At 68.9% G+C, this 21,580-nt stretch carries 13 protein-coding genes; 8 read left to right on the top strand and 5 right to left on the bottom strand.

Features of this window, described 5'->3' with window-relative positions; all coding sequences use genetic code 11:
* From RB628_RS33740 to truA, 3 genes are all read left to right on the top strand, one after another.
* On the top strand, positions 1 to 437 hold a 437-nt coding region (locus tag RB628_RS33740; protein WP_318324434.1), incomplete at its 5' end, for a DNA-directed RNA polymerase subunit alpha C-terminal domain-containing protein.
* A 179-nt stretch (positions 438 to 616) separates the two neighbouring features.
* On the top strand, positions 617 to 1,138 hold the full coding sequence (gene rplQ / locus RB628_RS33735; RefSeq protein WP_318324433.1) for a 50S ribosomal protein L17: 522 nt from the start codon (positions 617 to 619) through the stop codon (positions 1,136 to 1,138).
* Between the two features lie 87 nt (positions 1,139 to 1,225).
* Positions 1,226 to 2,071 carry a tRNA pseudouridine(38-40) synthase TruA gene (gene truA / locus RB628_RS33730; RefSeq protein ID WP_318324432.1) on the top strand — a complete coding sequence of 282 codons (846 nt, stop codon included), beginning with the start codon at positions 1,226 to 1,228 and terminating at the stop codon, positions 2,069 to 2,071.
* Positions 2,072 to 2,272: 201 nt separating this feature from the next.
* On the opposite strand, the gene RB628_RS33725 is transcribed toward truA, so the two are convergent.
* Positions 2,273 to 2,467, bottom strand: a complete 195-nt coding sequence (locus RB628_RS33725) for a hypothetical protein (protein WP_318324431.1) — start codon at positions 2,465 to 2,467, stop codon at positions 2,273 to 2,275.
* Between the two features lie 324 nt (positions 2,468 to 2,791).
* Positions 2,792 to 3,706 carry a hypothetical protein gene (locus tag RB628_RS33720; protein ID WP_318324430.1) on the bottom strand — a complete coding sequence of 305 codons (915 nt, stop codon included), beginning with the start codon at positions 3,704 to 3,706 and terminating at the stop codon, positions 2,792 to 2,794.
* A gap of 389 nt (positions 3,707 to 4,095) precedes the next feature.
* On the opposite strand from RB628_RS33720, the gene rplM reads away from it, so the two are divergent.
* The 3 genes from rplM (at position 4,096) to glmM (ending at position 6,764) form a co-directional block, all read left to right on the top strand.
* Positions 4,096 to 4,539, top strand: coding sequence for a 50S ribosomal protein L13 (gene rplM / locus RB628_RS33715; RefSeq protein ID WP_006376008.1), 444 nt, complete (start codon positions 4,096 to 4,098; stop codon positions 4,537 to 4,539).
* Between the two features lie 42 nt (positions 4,540 to 4,581).
* Positions 4,582 to 5,121, top strand: a complete 540-nt coding sequence (gene rpsI / locus RB628_RS33710; protein ID WP_318324429.1) for a 30S ribosomal protein S9 — start codon at positions 4,582 to 4,584, stop codon at positions 5,119 to 5,121.
* Positions 5,122 to 5,405: 284 nt separating this feature from the next.
* Entirely contained in the window at positions 5,406 to 6,764 is a 1,359-nt protein-coding gene (glmM, locus tag RB628_RS33705; protein ID WP_318324428.1) for a phosphoglucosamine mutase, read from the top strand.
* Positions 6,765 to 6,963: 199 nt separating this feature from the next.
* Here the strand turns inward: glmM and coaA are convergent, their stop codons facing one another.
* Together coaA and RB628_RS33695 are read right to left on the bottom strand one after the other, a co-directional pair.
* Positions 6,964 to 7,932, bottom strand: coding sequence for a type I pantothenate kinase (gene coaA, locus RB628_RS33700; RefSeq protein WP_412180767.1), 969 nt, complete (start codon positions 7,930 to 7,932; stop codon positions 6,964 to 6,966).
* Between the two features lie 99 nt (positions 7,933 to 8,031).
* Positions 8,032 to 11,487: a hypothetical protein gene (locus RB628_RS33695; RefSeq protein ID WP_318324426.1), complete on the bottom strand. Its 3,456-nt coding sequence runs from the start codon at positions 11,485 to 11,487 to the stop codon at positions 8,032 to 8,034.
* Between the two features lie 637 nt (positions 11,488 to 12,124).
* On the opposite strand from RB628_RS33695, the gene RB628_RS33690 reads away from it, so the two are divergent.
* Positions 12,125 to 19,699, top strand: a complete 7,575-nt coding sequence (locus RB628_RS33690) for a ricin-type beta-trefoil lectin domain protein (RefSeq protein ID WP_318324425.1) — start codon at positions 12,125 to 12,127, stop codon at positions 19,697 to 19,699.
* Complete coding sequence (locus tag RB628_RS33685) at positions 19,696 to 20,232, top strand: HEAT repeat domain-containing protein (RefSeq protein WP_318324424.1); 537 nt, start codon at positions 19,696 to 19,698, stop codon at positions 20,230 to 20,232. Before RB628_RS33690 ends, RB628_RS33685 begins: the two co-directional genes overlap by 4 nt.
* A gap of 121 nt (positions 20,233 to 20,353) precedes the next feature.
* Here RB628_RS33685 and RB628_RS33680 read toward each other — a convergent pair.
* Positions 20,354 to 21,580 (bottom strand): site-specific integrase (locus RB628_RS33680; protein WP_318324423.1); only part of this gene is annotated, 1,227 nt, incomplete at its 5' end.

The following is a 21,580-nucleotide window of genomic DNA, read 5'->3' as shown; positions in this document are numbered from 1 at the left end:
TCGAGACCAAGCAGGCCATGCGTCCGCGTGACGCCATGGCGTCGGCCGGCAAGACGCTCGTCGAGCTGTTCGGGCTTGCCCGTGAGCTCAACATCGACGCCGAGGGCATCGACATGGGCCCGTCCCCGACGGACGCCGCCCTCGCCGCTGATCTCGCGCTGCCGATCGAGGAGCTCGAGCTCACCGTCCGTTCGTACAACTGCCTGAAGCGCGAGGGCATCCACTCCGTGGGTGAGCTCGTGGCTCGTTCCGAGGCGGATCTGCTCGACATCCGCAACTTCGGCGCGAAGTCCATCGACGAGGTCAAGGCCAAGCTCGCCGGCATGGGTCTCGCGCTCAAGGACTCGCCTCCCGGGTTCGACCCGACCGCCGCCGCCGACGCCTTCGGCGCCGACGACGACGTGGACGCCGGGTTCGTCGAGACCGAGCAGTACTGAGAGCTCGGGCTACCCTCTGGGTTTGGGTGCGGGTGCGCTGTGGCTTGTCGCACAGTTCCCCGCGCCCCTTCCGGGAGCGACCCTTCGGGACCGCTGCCGGATCTTCGACGGGCATCCGCCCGCTCGGATACTGACTTCGGTACCTGATACGGCCGGGGCAGACACTTAGGAGAAACGCCATGCCGAAGCCCGCCAAGGGTGCCCGTCTGGGCGGCAGTGCCGCGCACGAGAAGCTGCTTCTCGCGAACCTCGCGAAGTCGCTCTTCGAGCACGGCCGCATCACGACCACCGAGGCGAAGGCGCGACGGCTGCGTCCGTACGCCGAGCGTCTGATCACCAAGGGCAAGAAGGGCGACCTTCACAACCGCCGTCAGGTGCTCCAGGTCATCTCGGACAAGAGCATCGTCCACACGCTCTTCACCGAGATCGGCCCGCGCTACGAGAACCGCCCGGGTGGTTACACCCGTATCACCAAGATCGGTAACCGCCGTGGCGACAACGCGCCCATGGCCGTCATCGAGCTGGTGGAGGCCCTGACCGTGGCCCAGCAGGCCACCGGTGAGGCCGAGGCGGCGACCAAGCGAGCCGTCAAGGAAGACTCCCTCCAGAAGGACGCCCCGGTTGAGACCGAGGCTGCCGACGAGGTCGTCGAGGACGCCAAGCCGGCCGACAAGGCCGCCGAGGAGTCCAAGGACGCCTGAGCTCCGGTTCGCGTCTGAGCGGGTCCGCCTTCGGGCGGGCCCGCTTTCGCGTTCCGTGGCCGGTACCCGCGCTGAGAGGATCTCCCTGTGAGTGATGAAGTAGAGCCCGGGTTCGTACGGGTGCGGCTGGACCTTTCCTACGACGGCACCGCGTTCTCCGGGTGGGCCAAGCAGGCCGGCGGACGCAGGACCGTACAGGGGGAGATCGAGGACGCCCTGCGGACCGTGACCCGGTCCCGGGACACCACGTACGAGCTGACCGTGGCCGGGCGTACCGATGCCGGGGTGCATGCGCGTGGGCAGGTCGCCCATGTCGATCTGCCGGCGGAGTTGTGGGGCGAGCATCAGGAGAAGCTGCTCAAGCGGCTTGCCGGGCGGTTGGACAAGGACGTGCGGGTTTGGCGTGTCGCCGAGGCGCCGCCCGGGTTCAACGCGCGGTTCGCCGCCCTGTGGCGGCGTTACGTCTATCGGGTCGGCGACCGGCCCGGCGGTGTGGATCCACTGCTGCGCAACCATGTGCTCTGGCACGACTGGGAGTTGGACGTCCTCGCGATGGACGCCGCCGCCAAGTCCCTTGTCGGTGAACACGACTTCGCCGCCTACGCGAAGAAACGCGAGGGTGCGTCGACGATCCGCGAGATCCTCGACTTCGGGGTGCGCCGGCGGCTGGACGGCATCGTCGAGATCGAGGTCCGCGCCGACGCCTTCTGCCACAACCAGGTGCGGTCCATGGTGGGCGCGCTGCTGTTCGTGGGCGACGGGCACCGGGGGGTGGAGTGGCCGCGGCGGGTGCTGGACGCGCGGGTGCGTGACAGTGCCGTACATGTCGTACGGCCGTACGGGCTGACGCTGGAGGAGGTCGCCTATCCGGCGGACGAGCTCCTGGCGGAGCGGCAGCTTCAGGCTCGGCGGGTGCGCGGCGAGGTGCACTGACGGGGGAGGCCGGCGGCCGTGAGCCCGCGACCGTCGCCGGGCGGTGGCCGTGTCCGGGTAGGCCGGAGACTCGGGGGAGCGTCGGGCAGGCGACAGCCGTCCCGCCGACGCGTACACCCTGGGCGGGGATGCGGACGCCGCACGACAGCCGCAGCTGGGCCGGCAGCTCGTGCTGGGCGCCGACCTGGGTGTGGGAGCCCATCACGGCCTCGCCCGGTATCGATTCGCTGCCGGTCGAGGAGTCGTGGTCCATGAGGACTCGTGGATCTGGGCGGCCTCGTCCACCGCGACGTTCCCGCCGATGACCGGGCGGCCGACGAGCGCGTGGGCGCAGACGACCGCGTACGGGACGATCGTCGAGCCCCCCGTGGACACCCGTGCGGTCGGGTCGACCACGGCCGTGCAGTGGTCAGGGCTTCGGCCGGTGGCCCTACCGGGGGGAGAGAGGCCGTCCTGGCGGTGACGCGGTCTGCGGAGGTGCCGTAGGCGTCGTAGGTGGTGGTGGTCGCGCGGGCGCGCCAGGTCTGCGCGGCGGTCAGGTGGGTGTGGGTGGTCGACTTGGCCGTGCGGACGTGGCCGGCTACGTCGGGCGCGCTCTGGCGTCCGGTCTCCTTCGGCACGAAGGCAGGCGTCCCGCGCGAGAGTGATCAACCGCCAACGGCCGATGGCCGACGACACTGATCGTCGGCCATCGAGGGGATGGGGCGCTCCCGGGGCGTACTACTGACTGGCCGCCGAAGCCTGCGCCTCGCCGCGGCGCCTGATCTGGCGGAACGCGAACTCGCCCAGGTCGTCGCCCGTGGTGAAGACCGCCGTGCTCTTCGTCGTGACGTCCTTGCCGTTGGTGAAACCGGCGATCGTGAAGTAGGCGTAGCGGCCGTAGGAGTTCGTCGTCGAGCGGCAGATCGCCGAGCGGCAGAAGGTCGGCACACCGCCGCCGGACAGGGACTCGACGATGCTCTTCTTGTCCGCCGTGGTCTTGACCTTCGTGGCCTGGGCCTCGGTGTCGAAGACGGCCACTCCGACCGTCACCGCGACGCCGTCCCTGCTGTACGTGACGCGAAGGAAGCGCGTGCACCTGTTGTCCGTGAGGATCTTCGGGAGCGTGTTCTTCGCGGCCGACGCGCAGTTCGTCGTGTCCGCGGTAGGGCCCTTCTTGTAGAGACGCTCGCCCATCGTCAGCTGCGTACCGGGGAAGAGGACGTCCGGGGCCAGGGGCGCCGTGTCCTTCTTCACACTGGATATGAAGTCCTTCGGATCCAGCGGCGGCGGCGCGCTCGTCGGCGCGAACGACGGCACCGTCGAGGCGGTGTCGCTGGGGATGTCCGCGGTGGCGGGCAGGCCGGAGGTCGGACTGTTGGAGGCCTGGCTGTTGCCGTCCGCGTTGACCACGGCCATGGCGACAGCTGTGCCCACGCCGATCGTGGCCACCGCGGCCCCGACGATCAGCAGAAGTCTGCGGCGCCTGTTACGGGTCTCGGACGCCTCGGCGAGCGCCGCCCAGTCGGGGGCCTGGCCGCTGATCTGCCCACCCCACGGCTGCTGCGGGGCCCGGCCGCTCTGGTCGTCCCACGGTTGTTGCGGGGTATTCGGTTTCCAGGGATCCCACTGAGGTCCCCCCTGCCCAAAGCTCATGGGCGCATCTTAGACGCCGTGCAACCCGTGTGCCGATGCGTCTCGGACCAGTCTCAGAGGCCACGGGGGCAACGCGGTCGGGGTTCAGGCGGGTTTCTCACGCACCCGCCCGTACTGTCCGTTGAGGTGCCGTTGTACGGGTCTACGCGCGGCTGTCGACCCGTATCCACCGAGCTCGTTTTGACCCGTCCGGGCCAGCACGGGTAACCTGGTCGTTCGTTATGTGTATTGGCTTGCTCATTCTCACGTGAGGGGCCCTTACACCGGTCCACCGGGCCGATGACCAGCGGCAGGACTCGGTTGCGTCACCGAGGTCCGCCAGGGCTGTCGTACATCGTCCGTGGTGGCCATGTCAGGACCCACTCACTGAAGAAGCGAAGGCTACGACCGTGCGTACGTTCAGCCCCAAGCCCGGCGACATCACTCGCCAGTGGTACGTCATCGACGCCCAGGATGTCGTCCTGGGTCGTCTGGCGACCACTGCCGCGAACATTCTGCGGGGCAAGCACAAGCCGATCTATGCACCCCACGTCGATGCTGGTGACTTCGTCATCATCATCAACGCCGACAAGGTGCACCTCTCCGGCAACAAGAAGACCCAGAAGATGGCGTACCGCCACTCCGGTTACCCGGGTGGTCTGCGCTCCGTCCGTTACGACGAGCTTCTGGCAAAGAACCCCGAGAAGGCCGTCGAGAAGGCCATCAAGGGCATGATCCCCAAGAACACCCTGGGTCGTCAGTGCCTCTCGAAGCTGAAGGTCTACTCGGGCGACCAGCACCCCCACGCTGCCCAGCAGCCGGTGCCGTTCGAGATCACCCAGGTCGCGCAGTAGTTCCGGCCACCCCCTAAGACGTAGAGAATTCTGAGGAGAATCGTGGCCGAGACCACTGTCGAGCAGCCGCTCGACGAGACTGCCGATGTCGAGTTCGAGAACGCCGACGTCGAGAGCTACACCACCGAGTCCGAGGCGCCCGTAGTCGAGGGCGAGTACACCTCGGAGGCCCTTGACGGCCGCTTCGGCGACCCGCAGCCGGCCGCCGGCCTGGGCCGTCGCAAGGAAGCCATCGCCCGCGTCCGGATCGTCCCGGGCACCGGCAAGTGGAAGATCAACGGTCGCACCCTTGAGGAGTACTTCCCCAACAAGGTGCACCAGCAGGAAGTCAACGAGCCCTTCAAGGTGCTCGAGCTCGAAGGCCGCTACGACGTTGTCGCCCGCATCACGGGTGGCGGCGTCTCCGGTCAGGCCGGCGCCCTGCGCCTCGGCGTGGCCCGCGCGCTGAACGAGGCCGACGCGGACAACAACCGCGGCGCCCTCAAGAAGGCGGGCTTCCTCCGCCGCGACGACCGTGCGGTCGAGCGCAAGAAGGCCGGTCTCAAGAAGGCCCGCAAGGCCCCGCAGTACAGCAAGCGTTAATCGCCTCGCTGTTCTCGGACGTCTCGGACGTCTCGTACGCATCGCCCCGGCGGCACTTTCCGTGCCGTCGGGGCGGTTCGTTTGCCCGGGGACGTTGCCTGTCACAGGCTCACCCCGCAGGTTTGTCGAACGCTCTCCGAGACCTGGAAACAGGCACAGGGGATATACGTAGCCAGGTCCGGCGTGGACACTCGGCAGGAGCCGCACACGACACGGCCCCGCAGTGCACGAGCCGTACGTACAGTGCATGAGCCGCACATTTCCAGCATCTTCGGAGGACACCAGTGGGAGAACTCTTCGGCACGGACGGCGTGCGCGGTGTCGCCAACGCGGACCTGACGGCCGAGATGGCTCTCGGCCTGTCCGTGGCGGCGGCCCACGTGCTCGCCGAGGCGGGTACGTTCGAGGGCCACCGGCCGGTCGCCGTGGTCGGACGGGACCCGCGCGCGTCCGGGGAGTTCCTGGAGGCCGCCGTGGTCGCGGGCCTCGCCAGCGCGGGCGTCGACGTCCTGCTGGTCGGCGTGCTGCCCACCCCCGCGGTGGCGTTCCTCACCGCCGAACTGGGCGCCGACCTCGGCGTGATGCTCTCGGCCAGCCACAACGCCATGCCGGACAACGGCGTCAAGTTCCTGGCCCGCGGCGGCCACAAACTCGACGACGAGCTGGAGGAGCGGATCGAGGCCGTCTACGCGGAGCACCGCACCGGCGCTCCCTGGGAGCGCCCGACGGGCTCGGGCGTCGGCCGCGTGCGGACGTACGACGAGGGCTTCGAGAAGTACGCCGCCCATCTCGTAAGCGCTGTCCCGAACCGCCTGGACGGTCTGAAGGTCGTCCTCGACGAGGCGCACGGCGCGGCCAGCCGGGTCTCGCCCGAGGTCTTCACCCGGGTCGGTGCCGAGATCGTCACCATCGGCGCGGAGCCGGACGGCCTCAACATCAACGACGGCTGTGGCTCCACCCACCTCGGCAAGCTCCAGGCCGCCGTCCTCGAACACGGCGCCGACCTCGGCATCGCCCACGACGGCGACGCGGACCGCTGCCTCGCCGTCGACCACACCGGTGAGGAGGTGGACGGCGACCAGATCATGGCCGTACTCGCGCTGGCGATGCGGGAGCGGTCCGCACTGCGCGCGGACACCGTCGTCGCGACGGTGATGTCCAACCTGGGCTTCAAGCTGGCGATGGAGCGGGAGGGGCTTTCGATCATCCAGACGGCGGTCGGGGACCGGTATGTGCTGGAGGAGATGAAAGAGCACGGGTACGCGCTCGGCGGTGAGCAGTCCGGGCACGTCATCATCGCGGATCACGCCACCACGGGTGACGGGACGCTGACCGGGCTGCTGCTGGCGGCTCGGGTCGCGCAGACCGGTCGTACGCTGAAGGATCTCGCGGCGGTGATGGAGCGGTTGCCGCAGGTGCTGGTGAATGTGCCGGACGTCGACCGGACGCGGGTGGGGTCTTCGGCTGAGCTGGCGTCTGCGGTTGCTGACGCCGAGCGTGAACTCGGGGCTACGGGACGGGTGTTGTTGCGGCCTTCCGGGACCGAGCCGTTGGTTCGTGTGATGGTCGAGGCCGCGGATATCGATCAGGCTCGGTCTGTGGCCGGGCGGTTGGCGGATGTGGTGAAGTCCGCGCTGGGGTAGTTGGCGCCGCCGGGTTCGGGTCGGGGGTTCTGTCTCGCTGTGGGCTGCCGGCCCGTTGTGGCTGGTCGCGCCCACGCGGCGGAGCCGCAGATGTCGGAGCCCCGCGCCCCTTCAGGGGGGGGCTGTGCCTGCGCCTCTTGAGTGGAGCGTGGAGGCAGGGTAACCGGGCGGTTGTGCGGCGAGGGCTATGGCTCTGTGGCTACAGCTTGCGCAGGCTGAGGCGCTGCACCTTGTGGTCCGGGCCCTTGCGGATGATCAGGTTGGCGCGGCCGCGGGTGGGGGCCACGTTCTCCAGGAGGTTCACCTTGTTGATGGTGCGCCAGGTGGTGCGGGCGTAGTCGAGGGCCTCCTCCTCCGACACCTGCGTGTACTTGCGGAAGTACGACGACGGGTTCTGGAACGCCGTCTCGCGCAGCCGTCGGAAGCGGTGGAGGTACCAGCGCTCGATGTCCTCCGGGCGGGCGTCGACGTACACGCTGAAGTCGAAGTAGTCGGCGAGGCCGAGGCGGGTGCGGCCGTCGCTGCCGGGGAGGGCCGGCTGGAGGACGTTCAGGCCCTCGACGATCAGGATGTCGGGGCGGCGGACCGTGAGCTTCTCGCCGGGCACGATGTCGTAGATGAGGTGGGAGTAGACCGGGGCCGTGACCTCGTCCTTCCCTGCCTTGATGTCCGCCACGAAACGGGTGAGGGCCCGGCGGTCGTACGACTCGGGGAAACCTTTCCGCGACATCAGACCGCGGGCGGTCAACTCCTCGGTGGGGAGGAGGAAGCCGTCCGTGGTCACCAGTTCCACGCGCGGGTGTTCGGGCCAGCGGGAGAGCAGCGCCTGGAGGAGACGGGCGACGGTGGATTTGCCCACCGCCACCGAGCCCGCGACTCCTATGACGAAGGGGGTGCCGGTCTGGGCGCCCTGTTCGCCCAGGAAGGTGTTCAGGGCGCCTCTGAGCCCGTGCGTGGCGCCCACGTAGAGATTGAGGAGGCGGGAGAGCGGTAGGTAGATGTCCCGCACCTCGTCGAGGTCGATGACATCGCCCAGACCGCGCAGCTTCTCGACCTCCTCGGCGGTGAGGGGGAGCGGCGTCTTGTCGCGCAGCGCGCTCCACTCGGCACGGGTGAGGTCGACGTAGGGAGTCGCCTCCGGCCGTTGCCGGTGGGCGCTCCGGGGCATCGAGGAGATCGGAGAGATCACGGTCCATTGTTACGGGAGTGTGGACGGGGCGGGGGCGGGGCGGTGGGTGGGGTACGTCACGCACCCCACCCCGGCTGGTCAGCCGACGGACTTCTTCTCGTTCCATCCGCTGCTCACCACGGTGGTGTACGCGCCGACCGTGCTCGCGCCGCCACGGTAGAAGCGGACCGTGCCCACGTCGTCGTTCATGACCGCCCACATGTCCGGGATGCCGTCCAGGTTGACGTCCGGACCGCCCATGAGCAGGCGTACCGTTCCGGTGGTCCAGCCCGAGGACGCGTACGCGGTGTCCGTGCCGTTCAGTGAGCTGCCGGCGATGGAGAGCGAGTCGAGCGTCGTGCCGCCGTCGCCGTCGGACTTGCCGAAGCGGAGCCACAGTCGGCCGGAGGACAGGATGCGGTAGACGAGGTCGACCTCGCCGTCCGCGTTGTGGTCGCCGACCGAGACCAGGTCGCGGTCGAGCCAGGCGCTGCCGTCGTTCTGGAGGACGGCGCGGGAGAACGTACCGCCCGTGTAGCCGAGGAAGGCCCAGTACTGGGTGCCGGCGAGGGCGAACAGGTCGGGCCTGTTGTCGTTGTCGATGTCGCCGACGGCGAGGACCTGGTCGAGGTCGGCCGGGTCGGGCGCGCCGGAGGGGAGCACGATCTCCGTCCGCCTGGTGATGTCGACGCTGCCGTAGCCGTCGCCCGGGTAGACGTAGAGCTTCCCGTCGGGCATGCGGGCGACGAGGTCCTGGATGCCGTCGCCGGGCAGGAAGTCGCCGTTGTGGGTGATGAGCGCGCCGGTCCAGTAGGTGTCGTAGGCGTCGTCCTTGGCGAGAACGGCGCCCTCGTCGTGCGCGGCGGGCAGGGAGGCGTGGATGTCGCCGTTGCTGGGGGCCGGGTAGAGGCGCAGGTCGTTGAACTGGTCGATGACGAACAGGTCGGGCTTGGCGTCGCCGGTGACGTCACCGGGCGCGTCGGCGGTGTCGCGGGGCTTCACGTAGAACACGTATTTGAACGCCTCGGACACGTTGGAGGCGGCGTCCACGGCCCGGACGTACAGCACATTGGGGCCGGCGACCGGAGGGGTGAGCGTGGCCGTGGCGGTGCCGCCCGCCGTGGACGGGGTCGCGCTGTGGTTGAAGGTGCTGTTGTTGTACGAGAACTCGTACTTCACGGTGTCCTTGCTGCCCTGGGCGTCGAAGGTCGCCGCGCCGCCGGTGCCGAACGGGGCGCTGCTCCAGACGGCGCCCGTGCCGTCGTCCTCGGGGAAGGCGGTCGAGGTCACGCCGGGGGAGTTGGGGCGGGACGCGTCGTAGACGAAGCCGCAGTTGCCGTCGCCCGGCGGGGCGTACGAGGAGGCGGCCCCGGTGGCGTCGATGCCGCGTACGCGCCAGTGATACGTCTTGCCGTTGGCGAACTTGCTGCTGGAACCGTCGATGCCGTCGAGGGTCACGCTCGCCTTGCCGGTGGAGGTGACGGTGACGTTGCCGTCGTAGATCTTGGTGGTGCTGCCGGACTGCCAGACCTCGAAGTCCAGGTACCTGAGGTCGCCGTCGGGGTCGGTGCCGGTGGCGTCGAAGGTCAGGTCTGCGGCGCCGACGGAGGCGTACGGGGCGGTGGTGTCGCAGTCGGGGCCGGGGGTCATATGGAGCTTCGTGGGCTCGGCCGGCTTGCGGGTGTACGTCACGACGAGTTTGGGGGCGGCTTCACCCTCGGCCTTGAACTTCTTCCAGGAGTAGGAGGAGGACTCGTCGGTGGCTCTCAGCCCGATGAACATGCTGACCCAGCCGGCGTCGGCGGCGTCCTGGGCGACGGACTTGGCGTCGTAGGTGACGTACGCGTCCGGGCAGGAGGAACTCCAGCCGTGGGCGAAGGACTTGGCGCCGATCTTGGTCGCCCAGCTCGGCTGGTTGTTCCAGGTGGTGGCGGAGGAGATGCCACCGGTGCGCCACAGTTGCATCTCGCGGGCGGTGCAGGACCACGCGTAGGTCTGCTGCAGCCGGATGGTGGCGGTGCTGACGGTGGCGCCCTTGAAGCTGGTCTTCCAGCCGAGGCGGAAGAAGGTGCGGGACAGGCCGCCGGTGGTCGACTCGTATCCGACGCGGCCCTCGGTGGTGCCGGTGTTGTAGTTGGCGCCGTCGTAGAAGCTGGAGGTGGGGTGCTTCTTGTAGACCGTGGTCCAGTTGGTGGTCTTGCCGGTGATCGACGGATCGACGAAGACGGGGTAGACGGTGTCCTCGCCGGTCAGCAGGGAGGAGGCGGGGGCGACGGTCAGCGTGGCGGACGTGGTTCCGGGGCTGTCGAGGGCGGAGGTGCCGACCGCCCGGTGGGTTCCGGGGTGCGGGCCGGTGAGGCCGGGCAGGGCGAACACCTCGGCGGGGGTGGGGGAGGCGGCCGAGGCTTCGGTGACGTGGGCGGGGCTGATCGCGGCGGTGGCGCCGTCCGTGCGGTACGCCGACTGCTGGGTGGTGCTGGTTCCGGTGCTGTCGGCGTCGCTGTCGCTCGGGCTGGGGGCGGCGGCCGGGGACTCGGACGGTGACGGCGTCGGGGTGGTGGGGTCGTCCTCGGGGTCCGGTGCGGCGGTGTCCTCGGTGTCGGCGCCCGTGGGGTTGTCGGACGGGGCCTCGCCCGGCTCCTCGGAGTAGGAAGGGGACGGCTCGTCGGTGGGCTCGGCGGGCTCGGGATCGTCCCCCTCGGTGACGGCGGGGGTGCCTGCCGAGTCCCACAGGTACGGGGTCGGGGAGACGGCGATCTCCTGGCCCTCGGTGTCCCGGGCGGTCACGACGTCGGTCACCGGGTCGAGGTGGAAGGTGAGATCCGGCGAGGTCAGACGGTAGGAGAGCGAGGCGAGCGCGGGATCGGCGGCGGCCTCGGCGCTGTGCACGACCAGAAGATGGCTGAAGCCGCTGTCGCGGGCGGTGAGCATCAGGTCGACGCCGTCGAACACGCCCTGGTAGAGGGCGCTCGCACCGTCGATGACGGGGGCGGGCAGGGTGCCGGGCCAGCCCATGGTGATCTCGTGCGTGCCGCTGGTGAAGGTGACCAGGTCGGTGTACGTGGTGGTGTCGTCGGCCGTTGCGTCGGCAGCGGTTGTGACGGCGGTGCGGCTCGTGCGCGAGGCCCGGGAGACGGTGTACGCAGCCGGGCGCGCGGCGCTCGAACGGTCGCTGCCCGCCGAGAAGACCACCGGCGAGTTCGTGGCCTTGGGAGCCCAGCCCTCCTCGGTACGGGAGAGAACGGTGTCGACGGGCTGCCATGCGCCGTCGACGTTGGCCCGTACGGGGGCGCCGTGCGCCGTCAGTTCGAAGCTGCCGTCGGGCAGTGCGTACGTGGTGGAGGTGGCGTCGCGCAGGGCGGTGACCTCGACGCGCTTGCCGGCGTTCCTGGCCTGCGCCTGGGCAGCGTCCTCGGTCAGGGGGGCGCTCGCCGCTTTCGGGCGTTCCCTGTTTCCGGCGCTGTCCGGCTCGCCCCATTCCGGGGCGGTGAGGAGGGTGACGCCCAGGGCGGCGGCGGCCAGGGCTGCCACCCCTGCGAGACGACGACGGTCCACGGTACTGAATTCCCCTCCCCGTAATGGCAGCGCGCGGGCGCTGTTGAACACCCCGCTCCTCGCAGCCGTATCCAATCCCGATGAATCTGTGAATCGCCAATGAATTCGGCACGGCGGATCGCGGACAGTGGATCGGAGTGTGCGAGCAGCATGCCGGATCAAGGCCCGGTCATCCATAGGTGTGTTCGCCCTGTGATGAGGAATGGGAGCTGCGGCTTCGGCTCGGCGGCCTACCGGAACTGCGGAAGGCTCCGGCAGTGCGCGGACGGGACCGGACGGGATTGGCGTGACGAACCATCATGAACCATCCTTGTTCGCCCAAATGGGCAGGGTGGTTTGATATGGATCAAGTTCTCGCAACCGCATGATCATGGTTTGTGAAACTATCCTCACCGAATGGCCCTTCAGGTTCAGTTTACGGGTTTAGTCGAGTTGAAGCAGAAGTATGCGTGAGGTAAATCACCTCCCCTGAAAGGTGATTGACGGAATGTGAATTCGTGGCGGAAGATCCGGCGTCTGGACCGGATCAAGCTGGGGGGCCGCGGCCGTCGTGTGGGGATCGCTTTCGTGGAGCGGCCGGGGTTGTCTGCCGCGTACGCGCGCCGAGCGGCGCAGACGCCTGAGAACCCGGATCGGCGTGATCCTCGCGCTGCTCGTGGCCCTGACGGTCGGCACGCTGAGCGGCTCCGCCTATGCCGTGCCGCCGCCCGGTGAGGACCGCAACGGCGTCGATCTGGTCGACCTGCCCGTCGCCGATGAGGCGGACGGCGAGAACGGCGGCTCCCTCGCCGACATGACCACCGGCGACACCCAGCCCGAGGTGGAGTACGAACCGACCAAGACCGCCGAACCGGCCGCCGCCACCGCCACCGAGACGGTGTCCGGCCTGACCGCCGGCGAGACCGTCCCCGTCGGCACCCTGCCCATCGAGGTCGGCGCCCCCGACACGGCCACCGCAACCGAGGCAGAGGCACTGGAGGGCGCCTGGGAGGCCACCCTCGTCGACGACACCACCCTGGGCGACCGGGACATCAACGGCCTCGTCTTCCAGGTGGACCCGCCCGACACCGCCACCGGTGACGCGGTCGTCGCCCTGGACTACACCGAGTTCGCCGAGCTGTACGGCGCCGACTGGGCGGACCGCCTGCAGTTCGTGAAGTTCCCGGCCTGCTTCCTGACCACCCCGGACACCGAGGGCTGCTCCGAGCCGACCGAGGTCGACACCCGGAACGTCATCGAACCCACGACCACGGACGTCACCGGCGATGGCGTCCTGGACGGCGTCCGGCGCGTCGAGGCCGTCATCGACGTCGCCGAACTCACCGATGCGACGGCCGCCAGCACAGCCGAGACGGCCGTTGCCACCGACCAGGGCGTGATCACCGACGGCGTGTACCGGGAGACCGGGACCGGCACCGGGGTGCGCACCGCCGCCGCGGAGTCCGACGCCTCCGTGTTCGCCGCCACCTCCTCCGGCAGCGGCGCCAAGGGCGACTTCTCCGCGACACCGCTGGTCAGCGCCGGTTCCTGGGCGGCCGGCAGCAGCTCGGGCTCCTTCAGCTACACGTACGGCCTCCAGGCCCCGACCGTCCCCAACGGCCCCTCGCCCAGCATCGTCTTCGGCTACGGCTCGCAGGTCGTCGACGGCCGTACGTCCGCCACGAACAACCAGGCCTCCTGGATCGGCGACGGCTGGGAGTACAACCCCGGCTCGGTCACCCGTACCTACCGCGCCTGCCGCGACGACCGCGGGGACGGTGCCAACAACGCCAACCGCAAGACCGGCGACCTGTGCTGGGGCTCCGACAACGCCACTCTCACCCTCGGCGGCACCACCACCGAGCTGGTCAAGGACGACACCACCGACGACTGGGTCACCGCCAACGGCGACGGCTCGCGCGTCGAACTGCTCAAGGACACGTCTCTCGGCAACGGCGACGCGGACGGCGAGTACTGGAAGGTCACCACCCGCGACGGCACCCAGTACTACTTCGGCAAGCACAAGCTGACGTCCACCGCGACCGAGGTCACCGACTCGGTGCTGACGGTGCCGGTGGCAGGCAACCAGTCCGGCGAGCCCTGCCACGCCACGGCGTTCGCCGACTCCTTCTGCGCCCAGGCCTGGCGCTGGAACCTCGACTACGTCGTGGACCCCCAGGGCAACGCCATGACCCTGTGGTGGGACAAGGACACCAACTACTACGCCAAGAACCTGAAGTTCAAAGCGCCGGTCAAGTACGACCGCGACGCTCACCTCACCCGCATCGACTACGGCCAGCGCTCCGACACCCTGTTCTCCGCCGAGCCGATCGCCCGCGTCACCTTCACGGTCGACGAGCGCTGCTTCGTCGAGGACGGCATCGCCTGCACCGACGCCAACTTCACCTCCGGCGACTGGGCGAAGACTCACATCTGGTACGACACGCCGGCCGACCTGTACTGCTCGGGAGCGAGCGGTAAGGAGTGCTTCGTTCCGGTGCCGACGTTCTGGTCGCGCAAGCGCCTGGCGCAGGTCGCCACGTACACCCAGCGCACCCAGGGCTCCACCGCCCTGTCGAAGGTCGACTCCTGGACCCTGCAGCAGTCGTTGCCCGCCGAGCGCACCGACGAGGGCACCGCCCTGTGGCTGGAGTCCGTCACCCGCACGGGTTTCGGCGCCGACGGTGCGGGACTCGCGCTGCGCCCGGTGACGTTCGTCGCCAACACCGAGCCCATGCCCAACCGGGTCAAGGAGGGCGCGGACGACCCGGCCCCGACCTTCGACCGGCTGCGCATCGAACGGATCGTGAGCGAGTACGGCGGCGAGACCCTCGTCGACTACAAGGAGCCCACCGGCTCCTGCGCCTCCGGCAGCGGTTTCCCCAAGCCCGAGGAGAACACCGGGCTGTGCTTCCCGGCGTACTGGCATCCGGACCCGGACAAGGCCGACGAGAACATCGACTGGTTCAACAAGTACGTCGTCGCCAACGTCCAGGAACTGCCCGCCATGACGGGCGTCCCGACGATGACGACCTCCTACGACTACGTGGGCGGCGGTGCCTGGGCCCTGAACCAGGCGGAGTTCTCCAAGAAGAAGACCCGCACCTACGACCAGTGGCGCGGCTTCTCCGTCGTCCGCACTACCGGCGGCGCGGACAACACCGAGCAGTACGTCGGCACCGAACGCTCGATGACCGAGACCCGCTACTTCCGCGGCATGGACGGCGACCCGCTGCCCGACGGCACCACCCGTTCGGTCACCGTCACCGACTACGCCGGTGCGACGATCGCCGCCGACAAGCTGCCCTACGCGGGCCGCGTCGCGGAGACGATGACGTACACGAAGTACGGCGGCGCCCTGCTGACGCGCTCCGTCGACTACCCGACGAACACGGTGCTGGCCACGCGCACCCGCGACGGCGGCATCCCGGCGCTGAAGGCGTACCGGGTCCTGGACGACCACGGCACGTCGGTGACCCGGTCTTCCAAGACCGGCGACGACACCCGCGAGTGGCGGACCGTCAGGACCTCCTCGACGTACGACGGCACCTACGGCCTGCCCGTGCAGGTCGAGTCGCTGGGTGACACCGGGGAGACGGGCGACGAGTCGTGCACTGTCTCGTCGTACGTCCACAACACGGGCAAGTGGCTGATCGGCCTGCCCCGGCAGTCGCTGACCACCGCGGGCACCTGCGCCGACGCCGACACGGCGACCGACGCCGATCTGATCGCCGGCTCACGCGTTGCCTACGACGGCGGCGCCTACGGCGACACCCCGACCGGCGGCCTGGCGACCACGACCTGGGACATCGGCGGGAGCGGCGCCTGGAGCGTGCGTGGCACGCTGACCTACGACGGCTTCGGCCGCGTCAGGTCCACCACCGACGCCCTGGGCAACACCGACACGACCGCCTACACGCCCGCGACGGGCCAGGTGTACTCGGTCACCACGGCCAACGAGCTCGGTCACGAGGAGACGACGGACCTCGACCCGGCCCGTGGCACCTCCCTGAAGGAGACCGACGCCAACGGCCACTTCAGCGCGTTCGCCTACGACGCGCTGGGTCGCACGACGGCCGGCTGGAGCGACGCCACACAGACGACGTCCACCGAGCCCGTGGTGAAGTTCGCGTACCACACCTCGCCCGGCGAACCGGTGTCCGTGGTGACCTCCGCGCTCAACGACCGTGGCGTGTACGAGGATTCGGTGGTCCTCTACGACGGCCTGGGCCGCGAGCGGCAGCGGCAGGAGCCGGCGGTCGGCAAGGGCCGCCTGATCACCGACACCCACTACAGCGCGAACGGCACGATCGAGCGCACCGACAACGCCTACTACGCGCCGGACGACCCGAAGACGGTGATGTTCGAGGTCGACTCCGACTTCCGCATCCCCAACGCCACGCTGTACGCGTACGACGGCCTGGGCCGGACCCTGTCCGAGACCCCGTACGAGGCGGGCACCACCAGGCCCGAGAAGTCCACGCGCTACGAGTACGGCTACGACTACTCCACGGTCATCGAACCGACCGGCGCGGCAGCGCAGCGCAGTTACAGCGACGCCCTCGGCCGCACGGTCCGTGTGGACACCTTCACCGACGCGCTGCGCTCGGCCTACCGCGCCACGAGCTACGAGTTCGACGCGCGCGGCGACCAGGTCGGCGCGACCGACAGCCAGGGCAACACCTGGTCGTGGACGTACGACGCCCGGGGCCGCCAACTCACGGCGACGGACCCGGACACCGGCACGACGACCACGACGTACGACGTCCTCGACCGCCCGGTGACGACGACCAACCAGCTCGGTGTGAAGGTGTGGACGGGCTACGACGAACTGTCGCGCCCGACCGAGCAGCGCCGGGACTCCTCCACGGGCGAGAAGCTGACCGAGACCACCTACGACGAGCTGATCGGCGCGGCAGGCCTGCCCTCGACGTCGACGCGCTACACGGACAACCTGCCCTACACCACGAAGGTGATGGGCTACACCGACGGCTACCAGCCCAAGGGCACCCAGCTCTCGCTGCCGCCGCTGGTGGCGCAGCAGCACGGCCTGGCCGAGCTGTACACGTACGCGTACGAATACTCACGCCTGGGCCAGCTCACCTCGGTGACCCTGCCGAAGGCGGGCACGCTGGAGGCGGAGAAGGTCGTCACCCGCTACAACGCGGACGGCCTGCCGGTCTCCACGTCCGGCCTGGACTGGTACACGGCGGAGACCGACTACAGCCCGTACGGCGAGGTCCTGCGCACGGTCAGCGGCGAGATGCCGACCAGGGTGTGGACCACGAACCTCTACGACGAGAGCACGGGCGAACTCACCCGCTCGATCGTGGACCGCGAGTCGATCACGGACACGACGGGGGTGGCCGGTCACCGGGTCAACAACCGCACGTACGCGTACGACAACGCGGGCAACGTCACCAGGATCGAGGACACGGTCGACTCGGTGACGGACCGCCAGTGCTACACGTACGACGTGATCGGCCAACTCAAGCGGGCGTGGACGGCGAGCGACGCGGCCTGCGCGACGGCGACCGACGGCACGCCGGCCGCGGTGACGGCGGGTGCGCGGGGCGACGGCTACCACAAGAAGTACGAGTACGACGAGGCCGGTAACCGCGAGAAGCTGGTGGAGTACGACCCGGCCGGGAACGCGGCGCTGGACGAGACGACGACGTACACGTACGGCAAGGCGGACGGTACCCAGCCGCACACCCTGACCGGCATGTCGCACACGTCCACGACGGACGCGGGCGCGCAGGTCACCGAGGCGGCGACGCTGACGTACGACGCGACGGGCAACACGGAGACCCGTACGTACGGAGGCGACGAACAGGCCCTGTCCTGGACGTGGGACGGCCAGGTCGAGAAGGTCACCGGCTTCGGCGAGAACGGCTCCGGGGCGTGGGTGGGGCTGGCGGGCAAGTGCCTGGACGTGCAGTCGGGCGCGACGGCGGCGGGCACGCCGGTCCAGTTGTACGACTGCAACGGCACGAAGGCGCAGAAGTTCCGCATCGACGCGGCGGCGGGGTCGTCGGACGCGTCGACGGGTGCGTTGAAGGTGCTGGGCAAGTGTGTGGTGCCGTCCGGCGGGGGTGCGGCGAACGGTACGGCGCTGGTGCTGGCGGACTGTGACGGCGGTATCGGCCAGCAGTGGAAGACGATCGCGGCGGGCCACAAGCTCAAGCACGTCTCGTCCGACAGGTGCCTGGACATCCCGTCCTCCAACTCGGCTTCGGGCACCAACCTCCAGCTGTACACCTGCGACACGAGCGGCGAGTCCCAGACCTGGGCACCGGCCAACGAGACGACGTACGTCTACGGCCCCGGGGGTGAGCGGCTGCTGGCGCTGAGCGCTGCGGAGACGGTGCTGCATCTGGGCGACACGACGGTGGCGCGGACGGCTTCCGGGACGGCCTCGTACACGGAGCGGTACTACGCCCAGCCGGGTGCTCCGACGGTGATGCGGCATGCGAAGGGCAGTAGCACGACGTCGACGCTGCATGCGCAGATAACTGACCAGAACGGTACGGCGTACGCGGATGTCGCGTTGGCCGAGGGCAATGCGGTGGTCTTCTCGCGGACGGACCCGTTCGGGGTGCAGCGGGGTGCGGAGTCCAACGGGTGGCGTTCGCACCAGGGTTACATCGGCGGCGGCGACGATGCGGCGAGCGGGCTCGTCCACCTGGGGGCGCGGGAGTACGACCCGTCGACGGGCCGGTTCCTGTCGGCGGACCCGGTGCTGGACCTGGCGGACCCGGTGCAGATGAACGGGTACGTGTACTGCGAGAACAACCCGGTGACGTACGCGGATCCGTCGGGGCTGATGTCGGTGGCCGACGGGGGCGGGGGCGGCGGCAGCAGCGAAAACCTGACTGCGTACGGGGGGCCGTCGGCGTCCGAACTGGCTTGGGCCAGCGGTCAGTTGGGCATGTCCATCGGCGACTTCGTCCGGGCCAATGCCGGTGCCTGGATCATCGAGCTGCTGGGGCTAGGGGACGCGATCTCCTGTGTCACCCGCGGTGACGCGTGGGCGTGTGCCCGTGCCGCCGTGGGCGTCGGTCTCGGCGTGCTCGGCAAGGCGCGGGCGATATACCGGGCCATCGACAAGGTCATCGGTGCATACCAGACGTGGCAGAAGGCCAAGGAACGGGCCCGCAAGCTGCTCGCGGCGGCGGAGAAGGCCCGCGAACTCGCCCGCAAGGCCAAGGAGGCCAAGCGCAAGGCGGCCGAGCGTGCCGCTCAGTTGAAGAAGAAGGCGCAGCAGGCCAAGACCAGAGCCGAGAAGGCGGCGGCGAAGAAGACTGGCAACGCCGTCCAGAAAGCGAAGAAGGCGGTTGCCAAGGCCGGCGAGACGGTCAGAACGGGTTACCAGAAGGCCAAGGCCAAGCTGGGCGGCGGCTGCAAGACCAGCAACAGCTTTGTCCCCGGCACGCTCGTCCTGATGGCAGACGGCACCACCAAACCCATCGAGAACGTCACCAACGGCGACAAGGTCGTCGCCACCGACCCGGAGACCGGCGAGACGACTGTGGAGACGGTCACCGCCGAGATCACCGGCGAGGGCGTCAAACACCTCGTCAAGGTCACCATCGACACCGACGGCGACCAGGGCGACGCCACCGACTCGGTGACTGCGACCGACGGCCACCCCATCTGGGTACCGGAACTGGACGACTGGATTGATGCGACGGACCTGAAGTCGGGCCAGTGGCTCCAGGCCGGCGCCGGAACGTACGTCCAGATCACGGCGGTTGAGCGGTGGACGGCCCAGCAGGCGACAGTCCACAACCTCACTGTCAGCGACCTGCACACGTACTATGTGGTGGCGGGGGCCACGCCGGTACTCGTTCACAACTGCAATGAAGTCTTTCATCGGGCGATGAGCGAGAAAGAATTCAACCAGCTGGGAACCAACGGCGGGATCACCGTCCGAGGTACCGAGAATTTCGTTACGCAGGACCGTGAGTATCTCGAAGGTCTGCGGCATCAGACCCACCGCAGGGGAGGCAGAAATGCCGATAAGTACACAGTTCTGGTTCGCTTCGAGATGTCCCCGGGTACCCGCGACGCATTGATCGCGGCCGGTAAAAGTCCGGGTGAAATCGGGCAGGATGTAAATTCTGTGCACCTGAAGTCGGAGCGTGGCTTCGACACGTACGGCCTCAGACCCGGATCGGTCGGAGTGTTCAATTCGAGAATCGTCGGATTCGGAAGAGTGGAGGACTGGTGACGTTCCACGGAAAAGAAAGATCTCAGGCTGATCTGGTTGAAGCACTCGCCGACGGCACGGGGCGGGATGCCAGGTCCATCGCGGCCGGGCATCCCGAGGTCACTCAGCTCATCACATCCTGGATCCGGGAAGCCGCTCACGCGGGAAACTGGACAAGGGTCGACAAGTTCGCCAACCTGGCCGCCCCCTTGCGGGCGCCGGGCCTGGGCGGGGCTCTTCAGGAGATCCTTGATTCGAATGCCGCGGGGTTCAACAAAGAGGATCTCGTGGAGATCCTCGGGGAGATCCGGGAAACAGACGCGGTCACCTGCCTGTTCAGGGTGGCGGAAGGTTCGGTGGACGAGGACGCTCCGGCGTACTGGCTGTGCCAGAAGGTCATCTCCTCTCTGGGGGAGATCGGCACGCCGGAGGCCCTTCAACGCCTTCGCCAGATGACGCCCCAGCCGTGGCCCGACGTTGTCCGATGGCATGCGGCTGTCGAACTCGGGGTCGAGGACGAGCTCGGGTTTGACGAAGATCAAATGCTGGGGTAGTCGGAGCCTCGGGCGCTGTTGCGATCCAAGGAATTCCCATAGCGTTAGCGAAAAGGAAGCCCCGCCAGATGCGTTCTGGCGGGGCTTCTGCGTGGGGTGACGGCAGTAGTTGACGGCAACGTCAGCGGATGAGGGTGGGGCAGGGCGCCGGTTCGTCGCCGTCGCTGTCGACCGCCTTGGTGATCTCCAGGGTACCGAGGACGGTGCCGAGGGCGTCGATGGCGTCGCGCTGTAGGCGGAGTCGCACGTGTGCGTACACCGTGGCGGTGACGCCGATGTGGGCGTGGCCGAGGAGTTCCTTGATGACGACGAGTTCGACGCCCTGTTCCAGGAGGAGGGTGGCGGTCGAATGGCGGAGGTCGTGGAAGCGGATGCGGCGGAGCCTGGCCTGGCGGAGCAGGGTGTTGAAGTGTCGGGTGAGGGTGGACCCTTCGATCGGTGCGCCGTCGGGGCGGGTGAACACGTAGCCGCTGTCCTTCCAGCCCGTCCCTGCGGCCTCGCGTTCCTGGAGTTGTCGGCTGCGGTGCTGTTCGAGGGAGCGCAGGCACGACGTTGGCAGGGCTATGCGCCGTTCTGAGCTCTTGGTCTTGGTCGGGAGAGCGGTCAGGCCGCTGGAGTTGGTGCGCTGGAGGGTGCGTCGGATGCTGGCGGTTCCGCCGGTCAGGTCGAGGTCTTCCCAGCAGAGGCCGAGGAGTTCGCCCTTGCGGAGGCCGGTGTGGAGAGCCAGGTCGAACAGCGCACACAGCCGGTGACCGTTCGCGGCGGTGAGGAGCTGGCGGGCTTCGTCAGCGGTGAGGGGTTCGAAGCGTCGGGAGCGGGGGGTGCCGGTGCGGACGTTGCGGGCGACGTTGCGGGGGATCTCCTCTTCGCGGACGGCGTGCTCCAGGGCGGACTTGAGCACTGAGTGGATGTACGCCAGCGTCAGCGGGGAGAGGCTCTTGGCGCAGCACGTGCCGACGGCGCAGCATCGGGGCTCAGGCCGGCTCGTGTCGAGGCCGCGGGCGCAGCACTGGCACGTGATGCGGAGCTGGTTGAGCCAGGTGCGGATGTCCTTGGCGGTGAGCTTGGCGAGTTTCTTCTTGCCCAGGCCGGGGACGAGGTACTGGTTGACGCAGGCGGTGTAGCGGGTGTGGGTGTTCTCGCGGAGCTGGTGGACGGCGACGTTCTGAAGCCAGTACGTCAGGTACGCGGCCAGGCTGCCCTGTGCGGAAGGTGCGGGGACGCCGCGGTTGCTGGTGGCGATCTTCTCGGTGAGTTTGGCGAGGGCTTCCTTGCGGGTGGTGCCGTAGACGCGGATGCGCTTGCGGGTGTTGCCGGGGGCGAGGACGTATCCGGCGGCTTCCCAGCG

It is taken from the genome of Streptomyces sp. ADMS (genome assembly GCF_033441795.1).
Lineage (GTDB): Bacteria > Actinomycetota > Actinomycetes > Streptomycetales > Streptomycetaceae > Streptomyces.
This window is presented reverse-complemented; position numbering and strand designations above follow the sequence as displayed.